Source organism: Alterinioella sp. B-7 (assembly GCF_056857775.1).
This window is the reverse complement of record NZ_JBSXNT010000039.1, coordinates 764112-788882: the sequence shown is the minus strand read 5'-3', so window position 1 is coordinate 788882 and position 24771 is coordinate 764112. Positions and strand designations below refer to the sequence as shown.

Below are 24771 nucleotides of genomic sequence, written 5' to 3'. Positions count from 1 at the left end.
AGCCGATGCCCGCGGGAAACGGGCACCGGCGACGTTCCGGCCCTGGCACGCTTTCCATCACCCGCCGGGGGGACCAAAACAAAAGGGAGACTACCTCATGGCAGAGACGCCATCAAACAACGAGTACTGGGCGGCCAATATCCGCCTCGTCACCATTTGCCTGATAATCTGGGCCTTGGTGTCGTTCGGCTTCGGTATCCTGTTGCGCCCGATGCTCTCCGGCATCGCGGTCGGCGGCACCGATCTGGGCTTCTGGTTTGCCCAACAGGGCTCCATCCTCGTCTTTCTGGCGCTGATCTTCTTCTATGCCTGGCGCATGAACAAGCTCGACCGCCAGTATGGCGTCGACGAAGAATAAGGGGCGGAGATTATGGATCAATATACCCTCAACCTGCTGTTCGTGGGCGCGACCTTCGCGCTCTACATCGGCATCGCGATCTGGGCCCGTGCCGGGTCCACGTCCGAATTCTACGCCGCCAACCGCGGCATTCACCCCGTCACCAACGGGATGGCCACGGCGGCCGACTGGATGTCGGCGGCCTCGTTCATCTCGATGGCCGGCCTCATCGCCTTCACCGGCTATGACAACAGCTCGTTCCTGATGGGCTGGACCGGCGGCTACGTGCTGCTGGCGCTGCTGCTCGCGCCCTACCTGCGCAAGTTCGGCAAATTCACCGTGCCGGAGTTTATCGGCGACCGCTTCTACAGCCCGACCGCCCGCATGGTGGCCGTGGTCTGCCTGATCGTGGCCTCGGTGACCTACGTTATCGGCCAGATGACCGGCGTCGGCGTGGCCTTCTCGCGCTTCCTGGAAGTGTCGAACTTCTGGGGCCTGATGATCGGTGCCGCGGTGGTGTTCTTCTACGCGGTTCTGGGTGGCATGAAGGGCGTGACCTATACCCAGGTAGCCCAGTATATCGTTCTGATCACCGCCTACACGATTCCGGCCGTGTTCATCTCGCTGCAACTGACCGGCAACCCGATCCCCGCGCTCGGCCTGTTCTCGGATCACACCGCAAGCGGCGTGCCGCTTCTGGAGCGTCTGGACCAGGTGGTGCAGGATCTCGGCTTTGCCGAATACACCGCCGCGCAGGGCTCGACCCTGAACATGGTGCTCTTCACCCTGTCGCTGATGATCGGCACGGCCGGTTTGCCGCATGTCATCATCCGCTTCTTCACGGTGCCCCGCGTCGCCGATGCCCGCTGGTCCGCCGGTTGGGCGCTGGTCTTCATCGCGCTGCTCTACCTGACGGCCCCCGCCGTTGGCGCAATGGCGCGTCTGAACTTGATCGACACGGTCTACCCGAACGGCACCGCCGAGGAACCGATCGCCTATGACGATCGTCCCGAATGGATGCAGAACTGGGAGATCACCGGCCTGCTGACCTTCAACGACGCCAATGGCGACGGCTTGATCCAGTGGTACAATGACGGCTCGGCAAGCTTCGCCGATACCGCCGAAGCGCGTGGCTGGGAAGGCTCCGAGCTGACCGTGAACCGCGACATCCTGGTGCTGGCCAACCCCGAGATCGCCAACCTTCCCGGTTGGGTGATCGCGCTGGTGGCTGCCGGTGGTCTGGCAGCGGCGCTGTCCACGGCTGCGGGTCTGCTCCTGGCCATCTCGGGTGCCATCAGTCACGACCTGATCAAGGGTCAGCTCAATCCGAGCATCTCGGAAAAGGGTGAACTGATGTGGGCCCGTATCGCGATGGCCGGTGCCATTGTGGTCGCGACCTACCTGGGTCTGAACCCTCCGGGCTTCGCGGCGCAAACCGTGGCCCTGGCCTTCGGTCTGGCGGCGGCGTCGATCTTCCCGGCGCTGATGATGGGCATCTTCTCCAAGCGCGTGAACAACAAGGGCGCGGTCTGGGGGATGCTGGCAGGTCTGATCGTGACCCTGGTCTACATCTTCCTGCACAAGGGCTGGTTCTTCATCCCTGGCACCGCCAGCTTCGATGACGCCGACCCGCTGCTCGGGCCGATCAAGTCGACCTCGTTCGGTGCCATCGGCGCGCTGATCAACTTCGGTGTGGCCTATATCGTGTCCAACGCGACCGAGGAGCCGCCGCAGGAGATCGTCGACCTGGTCGAGAGCATCCGCGTGCCGCGTGGCGCGGGTGCGGCAGCCGCCGACCACTGAGATGCGCAATGATCCGGGGGGCGCGCCACCATGCGGCCCCCGGAGCCCCAAGACCGGCGCATCCTGAAACCCTCGGGATGCGCCGTTTTCCATTTCATGCCTGATCCGGGACCGATCCATGCCGCTGCCCATCGCCGACATCCTCGCCCGGACGCACCCATATGACAGTCTCGACGCCGATGCGCTGCGCGATCTGGTCGCCCATGTCGGCGAGGCGCGTTTCGAGGCCGATCAACAGATCTATGCCCATGGCGACCGGCTGCCCGCGCTCTACCTGATTGCCGAGGGCCGGGTCGAGGTCAGCGACGAGGCCGGGTCCGTCCTGTCGCAGCTCGGCCCCGGCAATTCCTTCGGCGAACGCGGCCTCTTGCGCGACGGCACCGCCGCGACCTCGGCGCGCGCCACCAACGCGACGGCCCTCCTGTCGATCCCCGCCGATGTGTTCACCGCGCTGGTCGCCGACCATCCCGGTATCGCGCGCTTCTTCGACCGCAGCCGCCCCGCCCGCGCCAAGCGCCAGGACCTGACCACCATGTCGCTGGCCGATGTGATGACCCGCGATCCCCTGACCTGTACGCCCGACACCGCGATCCGGGCCGCCGCGGGCCGGATGCGCGACAACTCCGTTTCCTCGCTGATGGTGATGCGGGACGCGAAGCTTGCCGGTATCCTGACCACCCGCGACCTGACCAACCGCGCCGTCGCGGAAGGGCTGCCGCCCGAGACACCCGTGGCGCAGGTGATGACCCCCGATCCGGTCACCCTGCCGCCCTCGGCGCTGGTCTCGGACGTGCTGCACCGGATGGTGGAACGCCACATCACCCATATGCCCGTGGTCGATGCGGGCCGCCTTGTCGGCATCCTGACCCAGACCGACCTGACCCGGTTCCAGGCGCAATCCTCGGCCGCGATGATCGGCGAGATCGCGGATGCGTCCTCAATCAAGGATCTCGCGCGGGTCGTCCACGCCATCCCGCAGCTTCTGGTGCAACTGGTCGGCGGTCATAACGCGCACCAGGTCGTCACCCGCCTGATCACCGACATCTGCGACGCCACCACCCGCCGCTTGCTGGCGATGGCCGAAGAGAGGCTCGGCCCCCCGCCGGTGCCCTATCTGTGGCTGGCCTGTGGCAGCCAAGGGCGCCAGGAACAGACCGGCGTTTCGGACCAGGACAACTGCCTGATCCTCCATGACGACATGACCCCCGCGCATGACGCCTATTTCAAGTCGCTGGCCAGGATCGTCTCGGACGGGCTGGATGCCTGCGGCTATTTCTACTGCCCCGGCGACATGATGGCGACGGCGGATCGCTGGCGCCAACCCCTGCGCGTCTGGCGCGAGTATTTCGAGGGCTGGATCGCCTCGCCCGACCCCGAGGCACAGATGCTGGCCAGCGTCATGTTCGACCTGCGCCCCATCGGCGGCGATGAGAGCCTCTTTGACGGCTTGCAGGATGAGACCTTGCGCCGGGCCTCGGAAAACTCGATCTTCGTGGCGCATATGGTCTCCAACTCGCTCAAGCATCAGCCGCCGCTCGGCCTCTTTCGCGGTTTCGCCACGATCCGCTCGGGCGAGAACAAGAACAGCGTCGATCTGAAACATAACGGCGTCGTGCCGATCGTCGATCTGGGCCGCATCTACGCCCTGCGCGGGCGCCACCGCGCCGCTAATACCCGCGCAAGGCTTGAGGCTGCGATCACCGGCGGGCAGGTCTCGCCCACCGGCGGGCGCGACCTGCTGGACGCCTATGACATGATCGCCGATATCCGCCTCGCGCATCAGGCCGCGCAGATCAGGCGCGGCGAGACGCCCGACAATTTCATGACCCCTACCGACCTTTCCGATTTCGAGCGCAGCCACCTGCGCGACGCCTTCGTGGTGGTCAAGACGATGCAATCCGCCGCCGGCCAGGGCCGCGGCATCCTCAGCTAGACGCGGAAGGAACGCGCATGTTCTTCACCCTCATTGCCGTTTTCATCGCCGGGATCGGCGGCGCGGGGCTTGCCATGCTCCTGCGCATGACCTTCCGGGGACGCCTGCCCGCCTGGATCACGCCCCTTTTCGCGGGCGGGGCCATGATCGTGGCGACGGTCTCGACCGAATATACCTGGTTCGACAACCAGGTCGGCAACCTGCCCGAGGGGATGGAGGTCATCGTTTCGCGCGAACACACCGCCTGGTATCAGCCCTGGACCTATGTGCGCCCCTATGTAAACGGCTTCATCGCGCTTGACCGCGCCTCGATCCGCATGAATGACGCACTGCCCGGCGTGCAGTTGGTCAACCTCTATGTCTATGGCCGATGGGCCGCGATCACCGAGGTGCCGATGGCCGTCGATTGCGAGGCGGGCCGCCAGATGACCCTGATCGACCAGCCCGACCTGACCGAAGCGGCGCTTGGCGACGACGCGCGCTGGAACGCCATGCCCGAAGGCGACCCGCTGCGCGCGGCCCTCTGCGACGAGGCATAACCGAAAGGCCGCCCGATGCTTACCCATCTCAGCCTCCGCCTGCGCATCTTCCTCTTTTTCGCGCTGCTGGCGCTTGGCGGGGCGGCGCTGGTGGTGGGCGGCATGGTGCTTGGCTACATGCGGCTCGGCGATCCCGACGCCCTGCCCGCGTTCATCGTCGCGGGGCTGGTGGCATCGCTGGCCATTATCGGGCTGACAACCTGGGTCTGGGTCAAGTTCGACGAACATGTCGCCCGCCCGGTCGAGCAGCTGGCCGCCGAGATGCGCGCCCGCGCCCATGCCGATGTGGAAACCGGCATCGACCACGCACCCGCGCGCTATCTGGGCGATCTGGCCCCCGCCGCCGCCGCCGTCGCCGATCACCTGACCGAGACCCGCAACGCCATGGCGATGGAGGTGGGCCGCGAAACCGCCAAGCTCTCGCGTGAAAAGGCCCGGCTCGAGGCGCTCTTGGCAGGCTCGCCCGATGGCGTCCTCTTCTGCACGCCCGAGCATAATATCGCGCTCTACAATGCGCAGGCGGGCCGGGTTTTGGGCGATAGCGAGGCGCTCTCCCTCAACCGTCCGCTCTCGGACCTGCTGCTGCCCGGCCCGATCCTGCAAGCCTATGACCGGCTGCGCGACCCCGCAACGGCCGAGGACCGCGCCGACATCCTCTGCGCCACCGTCGAGGGCACCCGCCTTTTGGAGGCGCGCCTGCACCTGATGCACCTTGTGGGCCAGGAAACCGAGGCCCCCGGCTATGTCCTGCGCCTGCGCGACCAGGGCCGCGGCCTTCTGGTGCAGGCGCAACGCGCGCATCTTCTGAACGACCTGCTGGAAGGCGTGACCGAGGCGCTGCCGACCCTCCCCGACCCCGCCCGCGCCGACCTCACCGCGCTGACCGCCCGCATTCGCCGCGAGAAATCCGAGACCGACGCCAAGTGGTGGCCGCTGGAGGCGCTGCCCGCCCAGACCCTGGCCACCGGGTTGCGCGCACGGCTCGCCCGCAAGGACATCCCCCTGACCGATGACATCGCCGATCTGCGGATGCGCTTTGACGGCTTCGCGGCGGTGCGCCTGCTGGAAAAACTCGCGCTCTCCTGGGCGGGCGCGGGCGCGACCGGCTTTCACCTCTCGATCAGTATCGCCGATTCCATGACCGCGATGGTCACGCTTTCTGCCACCGGCCCCACGCCCACGCCCGACAAGATCGCCCAGTGGCTCGCCGCGCCGCTGACCCCCGGCTTTACCCGCTTCTCGGGCCGTGACGTGGTGCTGTTCCACGGCACCCGCGTCACGGTCGAGCCCGCCTCGGATGGCCGCGCCTCGCTGCGTTTCCCCTTGCGCCTGTCGCTTTCGGGCAGCCGGACCGGCCCCGCCGCGATGCGCTACGATTTCGACCTGCTCCATGCCCGCCTGCCCGATCAGCTGTCGGAAGCGCGCCTGCGCCAGCTCGATTTCGTGATCTTCGACACCGAGACCACCGGCCTCAACCCGCAAGTGGACGAGATCTGCCAGATCGCCGCCGTGCGCGTCGTCAATGGCAAGCTGCAACCGGGCGAACGTTTCGACATGCTGGTCAATCCGGGCCGCAAGATCCCCCCCGCCTCGACCGCAGTGCATCATGTCACCAACGAGATGGTGGCCGACGCGCCGGACGTCGCGCAGGCCCTCACCCGGTTCCACCGCTTCGCGGGCGGCTGTCCGCTGGTGGCCCATAACGCGCCCTTCGACATGGCCTTCCTGCAACGCCGCGAATCCGAGATCGGCCTGCGCTTCGATCAGCCGATCCTCGATACCGTGCTTTTGTCGGCCATCCTCTTCGGCGGATCGGCGGAACATACCCTCGATGCGCTCTGCGACCGTCTGGCCATTGGCATTCCCGAACAGGACCGCCATACAGCCATCGGGGACGCGATCGCCACGGCGACGGCCTTTGCCAAGATGATCCCGATGATGGAGGCGGCAAACCTGCCGACAATGGGCCAGGCCATCGCGGCCTTCGACCGGCACGCCAGGTTGATCCGTCACCTGAACTGACCGCCCCTTGAGGACGAGGATACCCGATATGGCCCGTGAGCCGCTCTACAAAAAGGCCGAAGCCGAGATGCTGCGCCGGATCAAATCGGGCAAATGGCCCGAGGGGACGCGCCTTGGCAATGAATTCGAGCTGGCCGAGGAGTTTGGCGTCAGCCAGGGCACGATGCGCCGCGCGCTGATGACGCTGGAAGGCATGGGGCACCTGCACCGCAAGCCCGGTCGCGGCACCATCGTCGCGCGCCCCGCCGCCCCCGCAACCGACGCCCCGGACATTGACCGCCTGCGCGGCCCGGATGGCGCGGCCCTGGATTTGGAGGTCTTCCGCAGCCGCCATGCCACCCGCGGTCCGGGCGCAGGCGAACAGGCGCTGTTCGGCCCCGGTCGGCTGCATGACTATGCCCGCACGTTGAAATCCGGCGGTGCCCGCTTCGCGCTGGAGGAGTTGCACATCCCCGTGGCGACTGCGCCCGAGGCGTCGGAAGACCTGCCCGCCGATCTGGCCGACATCCTTGACGCGCTTGGGCTGACGGCCTCCCGCGTCGAGGACAGGCTGCACGCCGAGGAAACCAGCATGTCCGACGCCGTGGCCCTCTCGGTCGACCGCCACACCGCGCTTTTGTGCCTGACCCGTGTGGCCTACGACAGCGACGGCGCTGCGATCATACGGCAGGTGCTGCGCATGGCAGGGCCTGCGGGCTACGGCGTGACGCTTGGCGGTTAGCGCGCCTGACCCATCAAGGCGTTCATGACCTCCGGCTCATCCATCAGCGCCAGGAATTCCGGCGTCACCATCTTCGATGTCGAATAGGACAGCGACCCGCATTCGGAGGATGCGGCAAAGACCACATCCGACATCATCACCTCCGGCACATTCGCGCCCAGGTCCAGAAGCGTGGTGATTTCTGTCGCGCTGATCTCCTCCAGCGCGGTGATATAGTCCTCCAGCATGTCCGGCCCGCCACCCTCTTCCAGCCGGGCCATGAAACAGCGCCGGTTGTCGCTGAAATCGGGCGCGTCCTCGGGCGGTGTCAGGATCGGCACGAAGCGGGGGTCGATCGAGGCATAGAAGGCGAAGCTCTGCGCCTCCATCGCCGCGACGGCATCGGCCAGCCGCGCCTCCTGGTCGGCGGTCTGCGCGAGGGCGGGCGCAGTCATCAGGGCGAGGGCGAGGAACAAGCGGAACATGGCGGTCTCCTGACGATGCGGACGGGTCTGCATCCTCCCTCCGCGCCGCGCGCCGATCAAGACGTCGCGCAGGTCATCCGGCGATCGAGGCGGCGCCCCGCCGACACTGGCGTAGTTGGTGGGCAGTTCTGCCCACCAACCGCCGCCAAAAAACGGACAAACCTGTCAGAAATACCCGACTACCCCGGTCAAATCCCGTCGATGCAGACGTATTTCGTATCGAGGTAATCCTCCAGCCCCTGGCTGCCGCCCTCCTTGCCCATCCCGCTTTCCTTGACGCCCCCGAACGGGGCCTCAACCGTGGTGATCAGGCCCGAGTTGATGCCGATCATGCCATAATCCAGCCCCTCGTTCAGACGGAAGGCGCGCCCCAGATCTTGTGTATAGGCATAGCAGGCCAAACCAAACTCGGTGTCGTTGGCCAGCTTGATGACCTCCTCCTCGCTGTCGAAGCGGAAGACCGGGGCAAGGGGGCCGAAGATCTCTTCCCTGGCGAACATCATGGCCTGCGTCGCGGCGGTGATGATCGTCGGCTTGAAGAAGCTGCCGCCCTTGTCATGCCGCGCGCCGCCGGTGACGACCTCGCCGCCCTTCTGCCTGGCGTCCGAGATGAATTCTTCAACCTTTTCAACGGCATTCATGTCGACCATCGGCCCCTGATCGACGCCCTCCTCCAGCCCGTTGCCGACCTTCAGCGCTTCGGTCTTCTCCACCAGCCTGGCCACGAAGGCATCGTGAATCCCCGCCTGGACATAGAGCCGGTTGGCACAGACACAGGTCTGCCCCGCATTGCGGAATTTCGACGCCATCGCGCCCTCGACGGCCTTGTCCAGATCGGCGTCGTCGAACACGATAAAGGGCGCGTTGCCACCAAGCTCCATCGAAACTTTCTTAACAGTATCAGCGCTTTGGCGGATCAGCTCCTTGCCCACCTCGGTCGAGCCGGTGAAGGTGATCTTGCGCACGGCGGGGCTGTCCATCATCGCGCCCGCGATCTTGCGGGCGGACCCCGTGACCACGTTCAAGACGCCCTTCGGGAAGCCGACCTCCTCAGTCAATGCGGCCCAGGCCAGCCCCGAATAGGGCGTCGCCGTCGCGGGTTTGGCCACCACGGTGCAGCCCACGGACAGCGCCGGTCCGATCTTGCGCGCCAACATCGAGGAGGGGAAATTCCACGGCGTGATCATGCCGACGACGCCCACGGGATGGCGCGTCACCAGGATGCGGCGGCCATTGACGCCTGCCGGAACGATCTCGCCCTTGGCGCGGCGGGCTTCCTCGGCGAACCATCTAATGTATTGCGCACCAATGGTAATTTCGCCCTTCGCCTCGGCCAGCGGCTTGCCCATCTCGACCGTCAGAAGCTCGGCCAGGTCATCGGCATTGTCCATCAGGGCATCGTGCAGCTTCCACAGCAGACCGACGCGGGACATCAGGTCCATCGCGGCGAAATCGGGAAAGGCGGCCTGCGCCGCGTCAATCGCGCGCGCGGTCTCGGCCCCGCCCGCGTTTGGAACCGTGCCGATCACGTCGCCGGTGGCCGGGTTGGTCACGTCGATGGTTTCGCCGCTATCGGCACCCACCCACTGACCATTGATGAAATTGCCCTCACGCAACCAGGTGTTGTATCCGCTCATGTCATCTCTCCCATGATCTTGGCCACATCCAGCATCCTGCAGGAAAAGCCCCATTCATTGTCATACCAGCCGAAGACGCGCAGCATGCCGCCCTTTGACCGCTTGATCTCAGGCCCCGCCACGATCAGCGATTCCGGCCTTTGCCGCAGGTCCGACGACACCAGCGGCTTGTCGGTATAGCCGATCACGCCGCCCGCGCGGGCCAGATGCGCGCGCACATCCTCTGCCTGCGGCCTGTCGCGCAGGATCACCGCCAGATCGACGCAGGACACGGAGGCCGAGGGCACCCGCACGGCGGACCCGGTGATGCGCCCGGCCAGATGCGGCAGCACGACATCGACCAGTTGCTCGGCGCTGGTGGTCGTCGGCACCATCGACAGCGCGGCGGCGCGGCTGCGGGCGGGGTTGGCCATCGGCATGTCAACGGTCGGCTGGCTGCCTGTGTAGCAATGCACCGTCGTCATCAGCGCGGTTTCCAGGCCCCAGGCATCATCCAGCACGCGGGCCAGCGGGGCCAGCGCGTTGGTGGTGCAGGAGGCGTTCGAGACGATGCGATGTGCAGGTGTCAGCTTCTCGTCATTCGCGCCAAGCACGACGGTCAGGTCGGCATCCGTTTCAGGCCCCGAGACCAGCACCCGCGCCGCGCCCGCCGCCAGCCCCTGCTCCGCAATCGCGCGATCCGTGGCACGTCCGGTGCATTCCATCAGGATATCGACGCCGGTGAGGTTCAGTTGCGCCAGGTCGGGCTGTTGCGTGAAGGGGATGCGGTGGCCCGCGGCGATCATGGCACCGGGCTCGACCTCGACGCCACCGGGGAAGGGCCCGAAAACGCTATCATATTCAAAGAGGTAGGCGCAGGTCTCCAAGGGCGCGATATCGTTCACGCCGACAATCTCGACCTCGGGCCAGGCGTCAGAGATCAGCCAGGCGCGCAGCACCGACCGGCCGATCCGCCCGAACCCGTTGATGACAACCCTGATCTTCGCCACGTGACTGCCCCCGAGGATGACCGCAGCGCAGTGATGCCTGCCGCCCGAGGAAGGTGCAACCCGCGATCGTCGCGGACCGCGCGGGAGCCTTCAGTTGCCCTGCCGCGCGCCTGCGCCCGACCAGTGAACGCCCGCGGCGGGCAGCAGGTGGCCCTGGAACTCCACCGGATCGGGGCCGTGGTTGAACAGGAACACGCGCCCGCCCGCCTGCCTGCGCCGCACGCCCTCGGGCATCTCCAGCGCGGTAAGGCCCGCATCGGTCAGCAGGCGGGTCAGGATGCAGCCGAGGAAATCCGCGTCGGGCCAGCCACCGAGGTAATAGCGGCCGTTTTCGCCCATGATAACGGCCTCTCCATGGGCGGTGGTCATCTGCACAGGGGCAGAGCCTTCCAGGATTTCGCGCCAGCCGGTGATGTGGCCCAGATGCGCCGAGGGGATGGGCATGTCGGGCCGCAGGCTTTCCACCCGCGCAACGGTCACGTCGAGGCCGGGAATGGCGGGCGGCAGCGGGACGGGGATGGACATCTCTGCCGTCTTGCAATTGGTGCGGGGGCCGAACATCGCCTGCGCGCCGCTGGCCGTGATGGCGTCGAACAGGCGCGGCGGCACGTATTCCAGCCCCGGCACCAGGACGAGGTTGTAGCCGCCCAGATCCGCGCAATCCGGCGCCACGATGTCGATGGATTGGCCCAGTTTGCGCAGGCCCCGGTAGATCTCGAAGACCAGCCGGAAGTAGTCCAGCCCCTTGCCCTGCGGCTGCACCGCCCAGGACCAGGCAGAGGCATAGTCGAAGACCAGCGCGACGGGGGCCTGGCCTGCCTCGACCTCCGGCAGATCGGCCAGTTCCGACGCGACCTCTGCCGCCTCGTGGAAGGCGGGGGCCGGGGCGCTGTCGGGGCGCAGCATCCCGGCGTGCATCTGCTCCTGCGCGAAGGGGGCCTGCCGCCAGCGGAACCAGGCGACGCATTCGGCACCGTGGGCAAAGGCCTCCCACGCCCAGAACCGGGCCATGCCGGGCAGTGGCGCGGGGTTGTGCGGGGCCCAGTTCACCGGGCCAGGCTGTTGTTCCATCACCCACCAACGCCCGTGTCCGACCGTCCGATAGAGATCGTGATGAAACGCCTGGAAGTCCGGGTCACCCTGCCGCGCATAGCGGCGTTTGTGCTCGGCGTCATCCTCCAGCCGGTCCTCAAGAAACCCCAGAGGATAGCTGTCCCAGGTCGCGATCTCCATCTGGCGGCCAAGCGCGTAATGGTCGAATTCGGTGATCCGGCCCATGTAGTTATGGCTGATCGGCGCATCGGAATGGGCGCGGATGGCAGCGACCTGGGCGGCGTTGAACCGCGCCACCTGGTCCGAGCAGAAGCGGCGGAAGGCCAGCGCATGGGCGGGGTTGGGTTCGGTCACGGTCAGGTTGGGCAGGTCTATGTCGTCGAAACTGTCATAGTCCATCGACCAGAACACATTGCCCCAGGCCCGGTTCAGCGCGTCCGGCGACTGGTAACGTTGCGCGCACCAGTCGCGGAAGGCGCGGGTGGCGGCATCGGAATAGGAGATCACCGTGTCATGGCAGCCATATTCGTTATCGGTCTGCCACGCCGCGACATGGGGGTTGCGCCCATATCGCTCGGCCAGCAGGCGGGCGATGCGCACGGCCTCCTCGCGGTAGCCATCATGGCTGAAGCAGTAATGTCGCCGCGATCCGAACTTGCGCGGGTGGCCCATCGCGTCGATGGCCAGCATGTCGGGGTGACGCGCCAGCATCCAGCGCGGCGGCGTCGCGGTCGGCGTGCCGAGCACGACCTTCAACCCTGCCGCGCCGAGCGTGTCGATCGCCCGGTCCAGCCAGTCGAAGCGCAGATCGCCGGGGGCGGGTTCCAGCCGCGACCAGGCGAACTCGCCGATGCGCACCCAGGTCAGGCCGATCCCGGCCATGCGCGCGGCATCTTCGGCCCATTGCGCCTCGGGCCAATGTTCGGGGTAGTAGCAAGTCCCAAGCGTGCGTTTCACAAGATCACCCGGTGTTCTTTCTGCCCCTCGGCCACGTCGCGCGCGACGAAGACCTGTCCTGCCAGCGGCTCCCGCGCCATGCGGTCCGCGCCCATCCCCTGCCGCGCCGTGGTGATGTAGAGGTCACACCCGCCGAAGGCCGGACAGGAGGGTTGGCTGGTGGGCAGGGTCACGTCGCGCAGTCGGGTGCCATCGGGGCCGTAGCAACGGACGCGGGCGCTGCCCCATTCGGCGCACCAGAAATTGCCCCCCGCGTCGATCACCGCGCCGTCGGGGTTGGGGCCATCGGGGCCGTGCTCCAGGTAGATCTCAGGGTCGCCCTCGGGCCAGCCCTGTTCGCCCAAGCGCTGCCGCCAGACGGTGCCGCGCCCGGTGTCGGCGAAATGGGCGTGGGTGCCATCGGGGCTGAAACAGATCGCGTTGGTGATGGTGATCTTGTCGAAAAGCCTGCGGGTCTCGCCGCGATGATAGCGGTAAATCGCACCGGCCTCGGGTTCCGCATGTTTGCCCATGGTGCCAATCCAGAACCCGCCCCAGGGGTCGGCGCGGCCATCGTTGGAGCGCGTTACCGGGTTGTCGGCCTCCAGCGGCGCGATCTGTTCCTGCCTGCCGGTTTCAAGGTCGAAGCGGATCAGGTCGCGTTCGGTGGCGATCAGAAGCATCGTGTCATCAATCCACCCGGCGGCGGAAACGTGGCGGTCGAATTGCCATTCGCGGCCCTGCGTCAGCAGCCGTTTGCCGGTGATGTCAAACCAGTAGAGCCGGTTGAGAGACGGATGCCAGAGCGGCCCCTCGCCGAGGTCGCATGTGCGGGGGTCGAAGACGTTTACCTTCATCCGGCGGCCTCATCGAAGGCGGCGACGATCGTGTTGGCGCGCGCCGTGACCTCATCCACTGACAGGCCGGGCGTGTAGAGCGCGGTGCCGATGCCGAAGCCGCTGACGCCTGCACGCCACCAGTCGGCGAAGTTCTCGGCCCCCGCGCCTCCGACCGCGAAAACCTCGCAATCCTTCGGCAGAACAGCCCGCATTGCCTTGACGCCAGCGGGCCCGATCAGGCTGGCAGGGAAGATCTTGAGGCCGTCGGCCCCGGCCTGAAGGGCGGCGAAACACTCGGTCGGGGTCATCACGCCGGGCCAGCTTTGCAGGCCCCGCCGCCTGGTCTCGGCGATTACGTCACGGTCCATGTTGGGCGAGACGATGAGCTTGCCGCCCGCCTCCGCCACGCGGGCCACATCCTCCACGCTCAACACCGTGCCAGCCCCGATCAGCGCCTCTTCCCCATGCGCGTTGGCCATTGCGGCGATGCTCTCGAACGGGTCGGGCGAGTTCAGCGGCACCTCGATCCGGGTGATGCCAGCGGCGATCAGCGCGGCGCAGGTGGGTTTGGCCTCGGCGGGTGTGATCCCGCGCAGGATGGCAATCAGGGGGCGGCTCATGCTTGTCCCTCCTTCAGGATGCGATAGGCGCGGCGCAGGCCGTTCAGCGTCAGGGCGTCGCCCTCGACCGTTTTGGCCATCGCGCCTTGCGAGGTGAGGGCGCGGGCGTAGAGCGCCGACAATGCGGGCGCGCCGCAGATCAGGATGTCGCGGCCCAACCAATAGGGGCGCGTCGCGGCAAGCTCGGCCCCGATGAGAAGCCCGGAGAGGCGCCCGCGCGCCTGCGCCGCGTCCTGGTCGGTCAACAGGTCGCCCGCGCGGATACCAAAGAGCGCATGGGCCAGTTTCTCGGGCCGCGACAGGGTTTCCGAAAGCGCGGCGTCGAAAGCATCGGCATCGGGCGCATCGGCCTTGACCGAATGGCGCAGGACGGATTGGTCCGAGAGCAGCGCGAAAAGCTCGCCGGTCATCACGGTCTGGAAACTGACGACCTCCCCGGCGCTGATATGGGCCCATTTGGTGTGGGTGCCGGGCAGGCAGATGACACCGTCGAAATCGGGCGCATCCGTCAGCGCGCCGAGGATCTGGGTCTCCTCGCCGCGCATCACATCGGGTGGGGCGGCTTGCGAAAGTCCGGGCAGGATCAAGACGTTGAGGCGGGGATCGGTGGTGGGCGCGGCTGTCAGGCCGGTCTCGGCGGGCTTGCAGGGGACCGGTTGATAGGCGGCCTCACACCAGCCCTGACGGGCACCGACCATACCGCAGGCCAGAACCGTGACGGGGCTATCGCCAAGCCAGGGCCCGATCAGCCGCAGCAGCGCGGGCTCGAACCCGTCACGATCCAGCCCGCCCATGCCGTCACCGGACTGCGCGCGGTCCAGCACCTCGCCGCCCGGCCCCATCGCCCAGGCGCGCAGATGCGAGGTGCCCCAATCCACCGCGATCCAGTCGAGAGAGTCCATGTCGCTCACCCTGTCGTGACCACGCCGCCATCTATGACAAGCATTTGACCTGTCATCATTTTCGACGTGTTCGAGGCCAGGAACAAGACGCCGCCGACGATATCCGCGGGCTCCAGCGTGTCCTTGAGGCATTGCCGCGCGACATGGGCCTCCAGCGCGTCGGGCGTGACCCAGAGGTCCTTTTGCTTCTGCGTCAGAACCCACCCCGGCGCCAGCGCGTTGACGCGGATGCGGTCGGGGCCGAATTCGCGGGCGAGGCTGCGGGTCATCGCGGTGATCGCCCCGTTCGCCGTGGTGTAGGCGGGGTAGCCGGCGTTGCCCATCATGTAGGAGATCGAGGAAAAGTTGATGATCGCGCCGCCGCCCGCCGCTTTCATGCCCGGCATGACGGCCTGGCAGGCGAAGAAATATGCCTTGAGATTAATGGCTTGCATCCAATCCCAGAACTCCTCGGTGACGTCCTGCGCAGAATGGCGCTTGTCATTCGCCGCGTTGTTCACCAGCGCGGTGATGGGGCCATGGGCCTTGGCGGCCTGGTCCATGCAGGATTTCAAGAGGTCGATATTGGTGATGTCGCATTGCAGGAAGAGCGGCCGGTTGCCGGTCTTCTTCTCCATTTCCTCAACGAATTCAGAGGCATCCGAGCGCTGCACGAAGGCCACTTTCGCCCCTTGGCGCAGGAAGCCTTCGGTCAGGTCGGCCCCGATGCCGGAGCCGCCGCCGGTGATGAAGACGGAGGCCCCGTCAAGGTCTGGATAGGTCGGGTCGGTCATCTCATTCCTCCTCGAAAGTCGCCATGCACCATGCGTACACCCCCCGATGCACCCCCTGTGCAGACATGAGCCTGTTTCGCCGCGCCTTCGGCGCATCGACCGGTTGGGGGGCCAGCCCCCCAAACCCCCCGGGATATTTTCGGAACAAAGAAGAGGGGCGGGGCGAGGTCAATGGCTTTCGCGTGTCACGGGGCGTGTGTCCTTGCCAACGAGGAAGTCCAGATCGGCCCCCCTGTCGGCCTGCAAGACGGTATCGACATAGAGCCTGGCATAGCCCCGGTCATAGCGCGGCGGGTCGGGGGCCCATGCGGCGCGGCGGGTCGCTAGCTCCTCGTCGCTGACCAGCAGATCGAGCGTGCCGGTCTTGGCCGAGATGCGGATGCGGTCGCCTGTCTGCACCAGCGCCAGGGGTCCGCCCGCGTTGGCCTCGGGCGCGACATGCAAGATGACGGTGCCATAGGCGGTGCCGGACATGCGGGCGTCCGACACGCGCACCATGTCGCGCACGCCCTGTTTCACCAGCCGCGCCGGGATCGGCATGTTGCCGACCTCGGGCATGCCGGGATAGCCCTTTGGGCCGCAGCCTTTCAGGACCAGGATCGTGTCCGGCGTCACGGGCAGGTCATCGCGGTCGATATTGGCCTTGAGATCCTCGATACTCTCGAAGACATAGGCTTCGGCCTCGTGCTCCAGCAGCGCCTCGGTGGCGGCGGAGGGCTTCACGATGGCCCCGTCGGGCGCGAGGTTGCCGCGCAGCACGCGCAACCCGGCGGCAGGTTTCAGAGGGTCGCCGAAGGGGCGGATCACGTCGCGGTTCCAGCATTCGGCACCGTCGGCATAGGAAGCGATGTCACCGCCGAGGACGGTCCGGGAGGCGCGGAGGAGGTCGCCCAGCTCCTTGAGCACCACGGGCATGCCGCCCGCGTAGCAGAAATCCTCCATCAGGTATCTGCCCGAGGGCATGCAGTTGACCAGGAGGGGAATGTCGCCGCCGATCTCGAAATCCTTGAGGGTCAGATCGACCCCGACCCGGCCCGCCAGCGCCAGAAGATGCACCACGGCATTGGTCGAGCCACCGACGGCGGCATTGGCGAGGATCGCGTTTTCAAATGCGGCGCGGGTCAGGATGTCGGAGGGTTTGAGGTCTTCATCCACCATTTCCACGATACGCTTGCCGGTCAGATGGGCCAGCGCCATGCGGCGGGCATCGACGGCGGGCAGGGCGGCGTTGGTGGGCAGGCACAGGCCCATCGCCTCGACGAGGCTCGCCATGGTGGAGGCGGTGCCCATGGTCATGCAGACACCCTTGGAGCGGCTCATGCCGGATTCGGCGGCCATGAAATCCCTGAGCGTCATGTCGCCCGCGCGCACGGCCTCGGAAAACTTCCACACATCCGTGCCCGAGCCGATATCCTTCCCCTGCCACTTGCCGTTCAGCATCGGGCCGGAGCTGACCACGATGGCGGGCAGATCGACGGAGGCCGCCCCCATCAACTGACCCGGCGTGGTCTTGTCGCAGCCGCCAAGCAGCACGACGCCGTCGATGCCATAGGCGCGGATCGATTCCTCGACATCCATCGCCAGCAGGTTGCGAAACAGCATCGCGGTGGGTTTCATCTGGGTCTCGCCCAGGGACATGACGGGGAATTCGACGGGGAAACCACCGGCCTCCCAGACGCCGCGCTTGACGCCCTCGGCAAGCTCGCGCAGGCCGGAATTGCACGGCGTCAGTTCCGACCAGGTATTGCAAATGCCGATGACGGGGCGCCCGTCGAAGGCGTGATCGGGAAAGCCCTGGTTCTTCATCCAGGAACGATGGATGAAGCCGTCCTTGTCGGATTTGCCGTACCAGGCCTGGCTTCTGCGGGGTTTTTTGGTCACTGTTGGAACGCCTCCGGCGGGAGTATTTTTACCAAGAAGATGATGTCAGGCGGCCTGTCTGAGCTGCGCCCAATCGGGCAGCCAATGCCCATGGGCCGCGCGCAGATCGTCGATCAGGGCGCGGATCTGGCGCAGGTCAAGCTCGGCCGCCGTATGCGGGTCCATCATCGCGGCATGGGTTATGTGGTCGGGGTTCTGGTCGATCAGCGCGCGGACGGTCAATTCCTGCACGTTGATCTGGCTGCGCATCAGCGCGACAAGCTGCGGCGGGATGTCCGTCACGACGCTTGGCTGCACGCCACCCGCATCGACGAGGCAGGGGGTTTCGACCGCAGCGCCCAGGGGCAGTTGCGGGATCTGGCCGGTATTGGGCAGGTTGCCATAGGCCACATAGGCCGTGTCGGTGGTGATCGCGTTCATGATCTCGGCGGCAAACTCATGGCTTTTGGGCACCGCGATCTCGCTGGCCGATTGCAGGGCTTTCGCCTGTTCCTTCCACGCGGCCTGCTGTTCGACGCAGCGCTTGGGGTATTCATCGAGCGGGATGCCGAACTGGTCGATCAGGTCGTCGCGGCCTTCCTTGATGAACCACGGCACATATTCGGCGAGATGCTCGGAGCTTTCGGTGCAGAAATAGCCCAGGTGTTCCATCACCTCGTAGCGCAGCGTGTTGGGGCAGCGCGGCATCAGGAGGGGCGGTTTGGGCAGGCGGCCCGCGCGGTAGCCGTCGGAAAGGCGCGGATAGAGGCTGTTGCCGCGCGCATCCTCCAGCTTGAGGAAGAAGGCGACATGGTTCACGCCCGCGACCTTGTAGCGGAAATCGGCCTGATCCATGTCGAGGTCATGGGCCAGTTCCTGCACGGTGTTCTGCACCGAATGGCAGAGGCCGACCTGTTTGATCTGCGGGTAGCGTTCGGCCAGCGCCCAGGTGTTGATCGCCATCGGGTTGACGTATTGCATGAGCAGCGCGTCGGGGCAGAGGGCGGCCATATCCTCGGCCACGCGCCACAGATGCGGCACCGTGCGCAGGCCGCGCATGATGCCCCCCACCCCGAGCGTGTCGGCGATGGTCTGGCGCAGGCCATAGCGCTTCGGCAGGTCGAAATCGGTGATCGTGCAGGGGTCATAGCCGCCGATCTGGAAGGCGGTGACGACGAAATCGGCCCCGTCCAGTGCGCGCCGTTGGTCGGTGGTGGTCTCGACCGTCGCGCCGGTGCCCATGGTGGCGATCATCTTTTTCGCCACGGCCTCGGATTCGGCCAGCCGGGTTTCCTCGATATCCATCAGGGCGATGGTCGCGTCTTTCAGGGCGTCGAAGTGGAGCATGTCGCCGACGATGTTCTTCATGAAAATCGTCGATCCTGCGCCGATGAAGGCAAGTTTGGTCATTTTACGGCCCCCAGTGTCAGACCTGCGATGAAGTGTTTCTGCATGGCGAAGAACATCGCCACGGGCGGGATGGCGGCGACGATGGAGCCGGCGCTCATCAGGTGGTATTGCGCCACGAACTGGCTGTTGAAGCTGGTGATGCCGGCGGTGACGGGCTGCGCCTCGGGGCCTTGGGTCAGGACGATGGCCCAGAAATAGTCGTTCCAGATGAAGGTGAAGATCAGCACGGCAAGCGCCGCGATGGCGGGGCGCATGAGCGGCAGGACGACAAACCAGAAGATGCGCCATTCGGCGACGCCTTCGACCCGCGCGGCCTCGATCAGCTCGACCGGCAGGGCCTTGATGAAGTTGCGCATGAAGAGGGTGCAGAACCCGGTCTGGAACGCGATGTGAAAGAGGACGAGACCCAGCTTGGTGTCGTAGAGGTTGAGGCTGACGGTCAGGTCGCGCACCGGCACCATCAGGATCTGGAAGGGCACGAAATTGCCCGCGATGAACATGAAGAAGATCAGCAGGTTGCCCTTGAACCGGTAGATGCCGAGCGCGAAGCCCGTCATGCACGAGAGCGCCACCGCGCCGACCACCGTGGGGATGGTGATCATCAGCGAGTTCAGCATGTAGCGCGGCATGTCGCTTTCAAAGAACACGCGGCCATAATTGGTGAACAGGTTGAACGAGGACGGCCAGCCCCAGAAATTGCCTTGCGTGAAATCGGTCAGGGGCCGGATGGAGAAGGACGCCACGGCGATCAGCGGCAGGAGCCACAGGATCAGCGCGATGGGCAGGAAGACCTGGTAGGTGACGCGCACCGCCTCGCTGCGTTTCTGGATCGGGGTGGGGAACATGTCTTTGGCCCTCTCAGGTGCGCGCGGGGCGTTCGTCACGCCACATGGAGTAGAGGAAATAGGCGATGAAGATCAGCATGATAAGGAACAGCACCACCGCGATGGCCGAGCCGTACCCCATGCGGAACCCGTATTCGCTGAGCGCCTGTTCGAACATGTAGAAGCTGAGCACGCGGGTCGAACCGAAGGGGCCGCCATTGGTCATCACGGAAATCAGGTCGAAGCTGCGCAGCGCGCCGATGATGGTGACGACAAAGGCGATGAAGGTCGCCGGGCGCAGTTGCGGCAGCACCACATGCCACAGCATCCGCCAGCCCTTGGCGCCGTCCAGCCGCGCCGCCTCGACCTGTTCGGGGTCCACGGCGTTGAGGCCCGTGAGGTAGAGGATCATGCAATAGGCCGTCTGCGGCCAGAGACCGGCGGCGATGATGCCATAGGTGGCCAGCGTCGGATCGCCCAGGATGTTCAGTGTGTCGAACCCCAGGCCGCCCAGGATCGTGTTCAGCAGGCCCCCGCGCGGCAGGTAGAACCAGGTGAAGACCAGGCCCACGACGACCTGGCTGATCACGAAGGGGAAAAAGAAGAGCGACTTGTAGAGGCGGATGCCGGTGACGGTCTGGTTGAGGAAGAGCGCGATGAAGAGGCCGCCGGGAATGGCCAGCAGGTAGAGCGCCAGCCACTTGACGTTGTTCCACAGCGAGACCTCGAAGGCGCGGTCGCTCATCAGCTCGCGGTAATTCTGCAGGCCCACGAACTCGCCCCGTTCGCTGAGATCGCCCAACCCGTTCCATTCATAGGCCGAGATCTGGAAGCTCTGGAAAATCGGAATGATGACGTAGACGGAAAAGAACAGCAGCCCCGGCAACAGGAAGAGGATCGGCGTGACGATCATCTTGTTGCGCTGCATCCATGTCTGCTGTGACGCGGCGGTGGCCATGTCGGTATCCCCTCCCCTGGGCAACGCATTCGGAAAGCCCCTGGGCAGGGCCTTGCGGATAGGTTGTGAGATACGCGCGCCCCTGGGTGACGGGGCGCGCGCGAAATGTGATTATTCGTAGATCCGCTGCCGCGCGGCTTCCAGACGACCCAGGATGTCGTCGAGGTTGTCCGGGAAGACCATGAACTCCTGCAGACCTTCCATGCCGATCGCGGCCATCTCGGCCGGGAAATCGCGGTCGAAGAACTGCGCGATGCCGCCTTCCGCGTTCTGGCTGAGCATGGTGAAGCCCTGTTGCAGGAACTCGTCATCGGCAACTTCCGAGTTGGCGTTGACGGGCAGCTGCCCAAGCGCGTCGGGGCCGTTGATCTCGGTCTGCACTTCGGGCGAGGCGACATAGGCCAGGAAGGCGCGCGCCGCTTCCACGTTCTGCGCGCCGGCGGCGACATGGAACGTGTCGGTGGGGGCGTCTTCGCCCATCGGCAGCCCTTCGGTGATCACCGGGAACTGGTAAAAGTCGATCTGGTCATCGCCAAGCCCGGCCTCACGCAGGTGCGGCACGGCGAAGTTGCCGATCAGGTAGGCCGTCGCCTCGCCGTTCACGACGAAGGGCAGCGCCTCCTGCCAGGAGTAGTTCTGGTGATCCTCGACATAGGCGCCCATGTCGATCAGGCGGCGCCAGTTGGCGAAGGTCTCGCGCACGCGCTCATCCGTCCATTCGACCTCGCCACGGGCCAGGGCCATGTGGAAATCGAACCCGTTGGTACGCATGTTGAGGTAGTCGAACCAGCCGCCTGCGGTCCACAGGAAGCGCGAGCCGATGGCATAGCAGGCGCGCCCGCTGTCTACGATGACCTGGCAATTGGCGATCTCTTCCTCGAAGGTCGCGGGCTCTTCCAGGCCAAGCTCGTTGAAGATGTCTTCGCGGTAGTAGATGCCCCACTGGTAGTAGGTATAGGGGATGCCCCATTGCGCATCGTTGAGCGTCATCGCGCCGCGCACAGATTCCAGCCCCTCGTAGTCACCGGCCTCCCACCAGTCGGAGATGTCCATGAACAGGCCCGCCTCGACGTAGGGCGTCATGCGGTTGGCGGCATACCAGTTGATCACATCGGGGGGATCGGCGCTGAGCGAGTTGCGGATCTGGGTTTTCCAGGCCTCGCGGTCCACCACGGTCAACTCGATCTCGAGATCGGGGTGCATTTCCCCGAAATCGGCGACCAGACCCTCGATCACGGCGCGCGGGGCCGGGTTCGACATGTCCGACGCGATGCGCAGGGTGCCCGACAATTCCTGCGCGGCGGCGGCACCGCCAAGCATTGTCGTTGCCGCCAGCACAGCCAGCGGGGTTTTCAAAATGGATCGCATGGTTTCCTCCCTATGTGGTTCCATTATTTGAAACTTAGTTTCTATAGTTGAAATCATAACCCGGATGTGCGTAGTCTTGTCAACAGATTCTTTGACGGTCGCCGGGGAGGGCGCGATGAACAAGCAGGCCGATGGCACTGTGGGCAAGGCGCTGAGCGTGCTGGACGAGGTGGCGAATTTCGGCCGCCCCGTGCGCTTCGCCGAGCTGCTGGCGCGCAGCACCCATCCCAAGGCCTCGCTCTACCGATTCGTGCAGACGCTGACCAACCAAGGCATGCTCTCCCACGACCCCGAGACCGGCACCTACACGCTTGGCCTGCGGCTGGTAAAGCTGGCACATTCGGCGTGGAAACAGGCGTCACTGGCCACCGTCGCGCGGCCCTTCGTCGAGGCGCTGTCGCTGAAGGTGGGCGAGAACATCCACCTGGCGCAGATGGATGCGGGCCAGGTGATCTTCGTCGACAAGCTGAAGGCCGCCGACCGGTTCGAGACCATGGCGCAGACCGGTGTCGTCGCGCCCGCCTTCTGCACCGGCGTCGGCAAGGCGATCCTGGCCAACATGACGCCAGAACGCCGCGACCGGGCGCTGGAGCAGCAGGCCTTCCTTGCCTACACGCCGAACACGCATACCGAAACCGGCACCCTGCTGGAGGAGCTTGAGGCGATCCGGGCCGAGGGCGTTGCCTTCGACCGCGAGGAGCATGAGGCCGGGATTATCTCGATCGCCGCGCCGATCGTGACGCAGGGCGGGCGCACCATCGGGGCGCTCTCCATCGCGGCCTCGACCAACCGCCAAACCCTGGACAGCATCCGCGCCTTCCGCGCCGACCTGCTGGCCACCGCAAGACAGATCGGGGACGAGGCCACAAACTGGCAATTCCCCACCGTAACCTGACGATATTTCCTTGGGAGGAAACTGAATGACCGGCGTGACCCTTTCCAACGTCATCAAGAAATACGGCGAGACTCAGGTGATCCACGGCATCGACCTGGGAATCGAGGATGGCGAGTTCTGCGTTTTCGTCGGGCCGTCGGGCTGCGGCAAGTCCACGCTGCTGCGCATGGTGGCAGGGCTGGAGGAGACCACGGGCGGCACAATCGAGATCGGCCCGCGCGACGTGACCCATATGGACCCGGCCGAACGTGGCGTGGCGATGGTGTTCCAGACCTACGCGCTCTACCCCCATATGACGGTGGCCGAGAACATGGGCTTTGGCCTGAAGATGAACCGCCACCCCAAGGACGAGATCGCGGCCAAGGTGGCCGAAGCGTCCCGCGTGCTGAAGCTGGACGACTACCTGACCCGCAAGCCCAAGGCGCTGTCGGGCGGGCAGCGGCAGCGGGTGGCCATCGGGCGGGCCATCGTGCGCGGGCCGGACGTGTTCCTATTCGACGAGCCGCTGTCCAATCTCGATGCCGAGCTGCGCGTCGAGATGCGGGTCGAGATCGCGCGACTGCACAACGAGATCGGCGCGACGATGATCTATGTCACGCATGACCAGGTCGAGGCGATGACGCTGGCCGACAAGATCGTGGTGCTGCGCGCGGGGCGAATCGAGCAGGTGGGCCGCCCGCTCGACCTCTATAACGACCCCGACAACCAGTTCGTCGCGGGCTTCATCGGCAGCCCGGCGATGAATTTCTTTCCCGCCGTGGCGGGCGGCGGTGGCGTGCAGGTGCCGGGGCTAGGCGACATGACCCTGCCGCCGCCCCTCTCGGCCCCCGCGACCGGGCCGGTCACCGTCGGCGTGCGCCCGCAGCAATTGCGCCTGGCCGAGGGCGACACGCACAAGGTGGATATCTCGGAACAACTGGGCGGCGTGGCCTATCACTACCTGATCGCAGGCGATGGCAGCCGGGTGACGGTCGAGGCGCATGACCAGAGCGCGCCGAAATCAGGCGCGATGGTCGGGCTGACCGTGGACCCTGAAAACGCCCTCTTCTTCGACGCGGAATCGGGCGCGCGGCTGCGATAGGCCGCGCCCCCTGCCCCCATCTTCTTGGCAAAAATACTCGACCCCCGAGCCCCGCCTCACGCGGCTTGCTTGGGGTTCTTGCCCAGGATGATCATGCTGAGCAGGTCATCATCGGTCACGTCGGCGGTGTTGACCGTTCCCACCAATTCACCGTTCTTCATCACGCTGGCCCGGTCGCAGAGGTCCAGCACCTGGTGCACGTCATGGTCGATGAGGAAAATGCCGATCCCGTCGGCCTTCAACTGCTGGATCAACTCGGCCACCATCTGCGTCTCATGCGGCCCGAGCGCCGCCGTCGGCTCGTCCATGATCAGGATACGCGCGTTGAAATAGACCGCGCGGGCGATGGCGACGGATTGGCGCTGCCCGCCCGAGAGCGCCGAGACCGGCGCGTTGAACTTCTGGAAGTTGGGATTGAGGCGGGCCATGATCTTGCGCGTCTCGGATTCCATCGCGGCATCGTTGACGAGGCCGAGCGGCGTCACCAGTTCGCGCCCCAGGAAGAGGTTCGAGGCCGCGTCGAGATTGTCGGCCAGCGCCAGCGTCTGGTAGATCGTCTCGATATTGTAGCGGCGCGCGTCGCGCGGATTAGTGATCGTGGCTTTCTCGCCATTGATGAAGATCTCTCCCGCGTCGGGCGCGTAGGCCCCCGACAGCATCTTGATCAGGGTCGATTTCCCGGCGCCATTGTGGCCCAGGAGGCCCACGACCTCACCGGGATAGAGATCGACGGTGACGTTATCGACCGCCTTGATGCCGCCGAACGAGATCGACATGTTGCGCATTTCGACAAGAGGCGTGGTCATC

General features: G+C 65.8%; 22 protein-coding genes. 8 read left to right on the top strand and 14 right to left on the bottom strand.

All coding sequences use genetic code 11. The features are described 5' to 3' along the window. The first annotated feature begins 97 nt into the window (after nucleotides 1-97). The 6 genes from AC13C7_RS18855 to AC13C7_RS18830 all read left to right on the top strand — a co-directional run bounded on the left by AC13C7_RS18855 (nucleotide 98) and on the right by AC13C7_RS18830 (nucleotide 7355). Complete coding sequence (locus AC13C7_RS18855; protein WP_172319972.1) at nucleotides 98-358, top strand: DUF4212 domain-containing protein; 261 nt, start codon at nucleotides 98-100, stop codon at nucleotides 356-358. Nucleotides 359-370: 12 nt separating this feature from the next. Next, nucleotides 371-2140 carry a sodium:solute symporter family protein gene (locus AC13C7_RS18850; RefSeq protein ID WP_446117149.1) on the top strand — a complete coding sequence of 590 codons (1770 nt, stop codon included), beginning with the start codon at nucleotides 371-373 and terminating at the stop codon, nucleotides 2138-2140. A 118-nt stretch (nucleotides 2141-2258) separates the two neighbouring features. Then, nucleotides 2259-4073, top strand: coding sequence for a DUF294 nucleotidyltransferase-like domain-containing protein (locus AC13C7_RS18845; protein WP_482868369.1), 1815 nt, complete (start codon nucleotides 2259-2261; stop codon nucleotides 4071-4073). A gap of 17 nt (nucleotides 4074-4090) precedes the next feature. Beyond that, nucleotides 4091-4612: a hypothetical protein gene (locus AC13C7_RS18840; protein ID WP_482868368.1), complete on the top strand. Its 522-nt coding sequence runs from the start codon at nucleotides 4091-4093 to the stop codon at nucleotides 4610-4612. 15 nt (nucleotides 4613-4627) lie between these two features. Beyond that, on the top strand, nucleotides 4628-6634 hold the full coding sequence (locus AC13C7_RS18835) for a 3'-5' exonuclease (RefSeq protein WP_482868367.1): 2007 nt from the start codon (nucleotides 4628-4630) through the stop codon (nucleotides 6632-6634). A 28-nt stretch (nucleotides 6635-6662) separates the two neighbouring features. Next, nucleotides 6663-7355 carry a GntR family transcriptional regulator gene (locus tag AC13C7_RS18830; RefSeq protein WP_482868366.1) on the top strand — a complete coding sequence of 231 codons (693 nt, stop codon included), beginning with the start codon at nucleotides 6663-6665 and terminating at the stop codon, nucleotides 7353-7355. Here AC13C7_RS18830 and AC13C7_RS18825 read toward each other — a convergent pair. The 13 genes from AC13C7_RS18825 to AC13C7_RS18765 all read right to left on the bottom strand — a co-directional run bounded on the left by AC13C7_RS18825 (nucleotide 7352) and on the right by AC13C7_RS18765 (nucleotide 21988). Continuing rightward, on the bottom strand, nucleotides 7352-7819 hold the full coding sequence (locus AC13C7_RS18825) for a hypothetical protein (protein ID WP_482868365.1): 468 nt from the start codon (nucleotides 7817-7819) through the stop codon (nucleotides 7352-7354). The two genes, AC13C7_RS18830 and AC13C7_RS18825, sit on opposite strands and share 4 nt — an antisense overlap. Nucleotides 7820-8007: 188 nt before the next feature. Next, nucleotides 8008-9456 (bottom strand): NAD-dependent succinate-semialdehyde dehydrogenase, encoded by a 1449-nt coding sequence (locus AC13C7_RS18820; protein WP_482868364.1) that lies wholly within the window; start codon nucleotides 9454-9456, stop codon nucleotides 8008-8010. Next, entirely contained in the window at nucleotides 9453-10445 is a 993-nt protein-coding gene (locus AC13C7_RS18815; RefSeq protein WP_172319980.1) for a type I glyceraldehyde-3-phosphate dehydrogenase, read from the bottom strand. Before AC13C7_RS18815 ends, AC13C7_RS18820 begins: the two co-directional genes overlap by 4 nt. A gap of 90 nt (nucleotides 10446-10535) precedes the next feature. After that, nucleotides 10536-12455 carry a beta-galactosidase gene (locus AC13C7_RS18810; RefSeq protein WP_482868363.1) on the bottom strand — a complete coding sequence of 640 codons (1920 nt, stop codon included), beginning with the start codon at nucleotides 12453-12455 and terminating at the stop codon, nucleotides 10536-10538. Beyond that, a complete protein-coding gene (locus AC13C7_RS18805; RefSeq protein ID WP_172319982.1) occupies nucleotides 12452-13291 on the bottom strand; it encodes an SMP-30/gluconolactonase/LRE family protein in 840 nt (279 codons plus the stop codon). Before AC13C7_RS18805 ends, AC13C7_RS18810 begins: the two co-directional genes overlap by 4 nt. Beyond that, nucleotides 13288-13893 (bottom strand): 2-dehydro-3-deoxy-6-phosphogalactonate aldolase, encoded by a 606-nt coding sequence (locus AC13C7_RS18800; protein WP_482868362.1) that lies wholly within the window; start codon nucleotides 13891-13893, stop codon nucleotides 13288-13290. Before AC13C7_RS18800 ends, AC13C7_RS18805 begins: the two co-directional genes overlap by 4 nt. After that, on the bottom strand, nucleotides 13890-14795 hold the full coding sequence (locus AC13C7_RS18795; protein ID WP_482868452.1) for a 2-dehydro-3-deoxygalactonokinase: 906 nt from the start codon (nucleotides 14793-14795) through the stop codon (nucleotides 13890-13892). Before AC13C7_RS18795 ends, AC13C7_RS18800 begins: the two co-directional genes overlap by 4 nt. Before the next feature lie 5 nt (nucleotides 14796-14800). After that, nucleotides 14801-15568, bottom strand: coding sequence for an SDR family NAD(P)-dependent oxidoreductase (locus AC13C7_RS18790; protein WP_172319985.1), 768 nt, complete (start codon nucleotides 15566-15568; stop codon nucleotides 14801-14803). Nucleotides 15569-15736: 168 nt separating this feature from the next. Beyond that, nucleotides 15737-17449, bottom strand: a complete 1713-nt coding sequence (locus tag AC13C7_RS18785) for an IlvD/Edd family dehydratase (protein WP_482868361.1) — start codon at nucleotides 17447-17449, stop codon at nucleotides 15737-15739. A 45-nt stretch (nucleotides 17450-17494) separates the two neighbouring features. Further along, nucleotides 17495-18838, bottom strand: coding sequence for an alpha-galactosidase (melA, locus tag AC13C7_RS18780; RefSeq protein WP_482868360.1), 1344 nt, complete (start codon nucleotides 18836-18838; stop codon nucleotides 17495-17497). Next, complete coding sequence (locus AC13C7_RS18775; RefSeq protein WP_172319988.1) at nucleotides 18835-19683, bottom strand: carbohydrate ABC transporter permease; 849 nt, start codon at nucleotides 19681-19683, stop codon at nucleotides 18835-18837. The genes melA and AC13C7_RS18775 overlap by 4 nt, the downstream gene beginning before the upstream one ends. A gap of 13 nt (nucleotides 19684-19696) precedes the next feature. After that, the gene (locus AC13C7_RS18770) at nucleotides 19697-20620 is read right to left on the bottom strand and encodes a carbohydrate ABC transporter permease (RefSeq protein WP_172319989.1); all 924 of its coding nucleotides are present in this window, start codon (nucleotides 20618-20620) and stop codon (nucleotides 19697-19699) included. Between the two features lie 111 nt (nucleotides 20621-20731). After that, nucleotides 20732-21988: an ABC transporter substrate-binding protein gene (locus tag AC13C7_RS18765; RefSeq protein WP_172319990.1), complete on the bottom strand. Its 1257-nt coding sequence runs from the start codon at nucleotides 21986-21988 to the stop codon at nucleotides 20732-20734. 115 nt (nucleotides 21989-22103) lie between these two features. On the opposite strand from AC13C7_RS18765, the gene AC13C7_RS18760 reads away from it, so the two are divergent. Then, a complete protein-coding gene (locus AC13C7_RS18760; RefSeq protein WP_446120951.1) occupies nucleotides 22104-22883 on the top strand; it encodes an IclR family transcriptional regulator in 780 nt (259 codons plus the stop codon). Between the two features lie 25 nt (nucleotides 22884-22908). Next, nucleotides 22909-23964 (top strand): ABC transporter ATP-binding protein, encoded by a 1056-nt coding sequence (locus AC13C7_RS18755; RefSeq protein WP_482868359.1) that lies wholly within the window; start codon nucleotides 22909-22911, stop codon nucleotides 23962-23964. Nucleotides 23965-24020: 56 nt separating this feature from the next. Here AC13C7_RS18755 and AC13C7_RS18750 read toward each other — a convergent pair whose 3' ends face one another. Further along, nucleotides 24021-24770, bottom strand: coding sequence for an ATP-binding cassette domain-containing protein (locus AC13C7_RS18750; RefSeq protein ID WP_172319993.1), 750 nt, complete (start codon nucleotides 24768-24770; stop codon nucleotides 24021-24023). Nucleotide 24771 lies beyond the last annotated feature (1 nt).

Excerpts from the sequence above, each read along its gene's own strand:
- AC13C7_RS18760 (WP_446120951.1), top strand. The coding sequence starts at position 22,104 with ATGAACAAGCAGGCCGATGGCACTGTGGGCAAGGCGCTGAGCGTGCTG.
- AC13C7_RS18770 (WP_172319989.1), bottom strand. The coding sequence starts at position 20,620 with ATGGCCACCGCCGCGTCACAGCAGACATGGATGCAGCGCAACAAGATG.
- AC13C7_RS18825 (WP_482868365.1), bottom strand. The coding sequence starts at position 7,819 with ATGTTCCGCTTGTTCCTCGCCCTCGCCCTGATGACTGCGCCCGCCCTC.
- AC13C7_RS18775 (WP_172319988.1), bottom strand. The coding sequence starts at position 19,683 with ATGTTCCCCACCCCGATCCAGAAACGCAGCGAGGCGGTGCGCGTCACC.
- AC13C7_RS18855 (WP_172319972.1), top strand. The coding sequence starts at position 98 with ATGGCAGAGACGCCATCAAACAACGAGTACTGGGCGGCCAATATCCGC.
- AC13C7_RS18830 (WP_482868366.1), top strand. The coding sequence starts at position 6,663 with ATGGCCCGTGAGCCGCTCTACAAAAAGGCCGAAGCCGAGATGCTGCGC.
- AC13C7_RS18755 (WP_482868359.1), top strand. The coding sequence starts at position 22,909 with ATGACCGGCGTGACCCTTTCCAACGTCATCAAGAAATACGGCGAGACT.
- AC13C7_RS18795 (WP_482868452.1), bottom strand. The coding sequence starts at position 14,795 with ATGGACTCTCTCGACTGGATCGCGGTGGATTGGGGCACCTCGCATCTG.
- melA (WP_482868360.1), bottom strand. The coding sequence starts at position 18,838 with ATGACCAAACTTGCCTTCATCGGCGCAGGATCGACGATTTTCATGAAG.
- AC13C7_RS18765 (WP_172319990.1), bottom strand. The coding sequence starts at position 21,988 with ATGCGATCCATTTTGAAAACCCCGCTGGCTGTGCTGGCGGCAACGACA.
- AC13C7_RS18800 (WP_482868362.1), bottom strand. The coding sequence starts at position 13,893 with ATGAGCCGCCCCCTGATTGCCATCCTGCGCGGGATCACACCCGCCGAG.
- AC13C7_RS18820 (WP_482868364.1), bottom strand. The coding sequence starts at position 9,456 with ATGAGCGGATACAACACCTGGTTGCGTGAGGGCAATTTCATCAATGGT.
- AC13C7_RS18845 (WP_482868369.1), top strand. The coding sequence starts at position 2,259 with ATGCCGCTGCCCATCGCCGACATCCTCGCCCGGACGCACCCATATGAC.
- AC13C7_RS18850 (WP_446117149.1), top strand. The coding sequence starts at position 371 with ATGGATCAATATACCCTCAACCTGCTGTTCGTGGGCGCGACCTTCGCG.
- AC13C7_RS18835 (WP_482868367.1), top strand. The coding sequence starts at position 4,628 with ATGCTTACCCATCTCAGCCTCCGCCTGCGCATCTTCCTCTTTTTCGCG.
- AC13C7_RS18750 (WP_172319993.1), bottom strand. The coding sequence starts at position 24,770 with ATGACCACGCCTCTTGTCGAAATGCGCAACATGTCGATCTCGTTCGGC.
- AC13C7_RS18840 (WP_482868368.1), top strand. The coding sequence starts at position 4,091 with ATGTTCTTCACCCTCATTGCCGTTTTCATCGCCGGGATCGGCGGCGCG.
- AC13C7_RS18805 (WP_172319982.1), bottom strand. The coding sequence starts at position 13,291 with ATGAAGGTAAACGTCTTCGACCCCCGCACATGCGACCTCGGCGAGGGG.
- AC13C7_RS18790 (WP_172319985.1), bottom strand. The coding sequence starts at position 15,568 with ATGACCGACCCGACCTATCCAGACCTTGACGGGGCCTCCGTCTTCATC.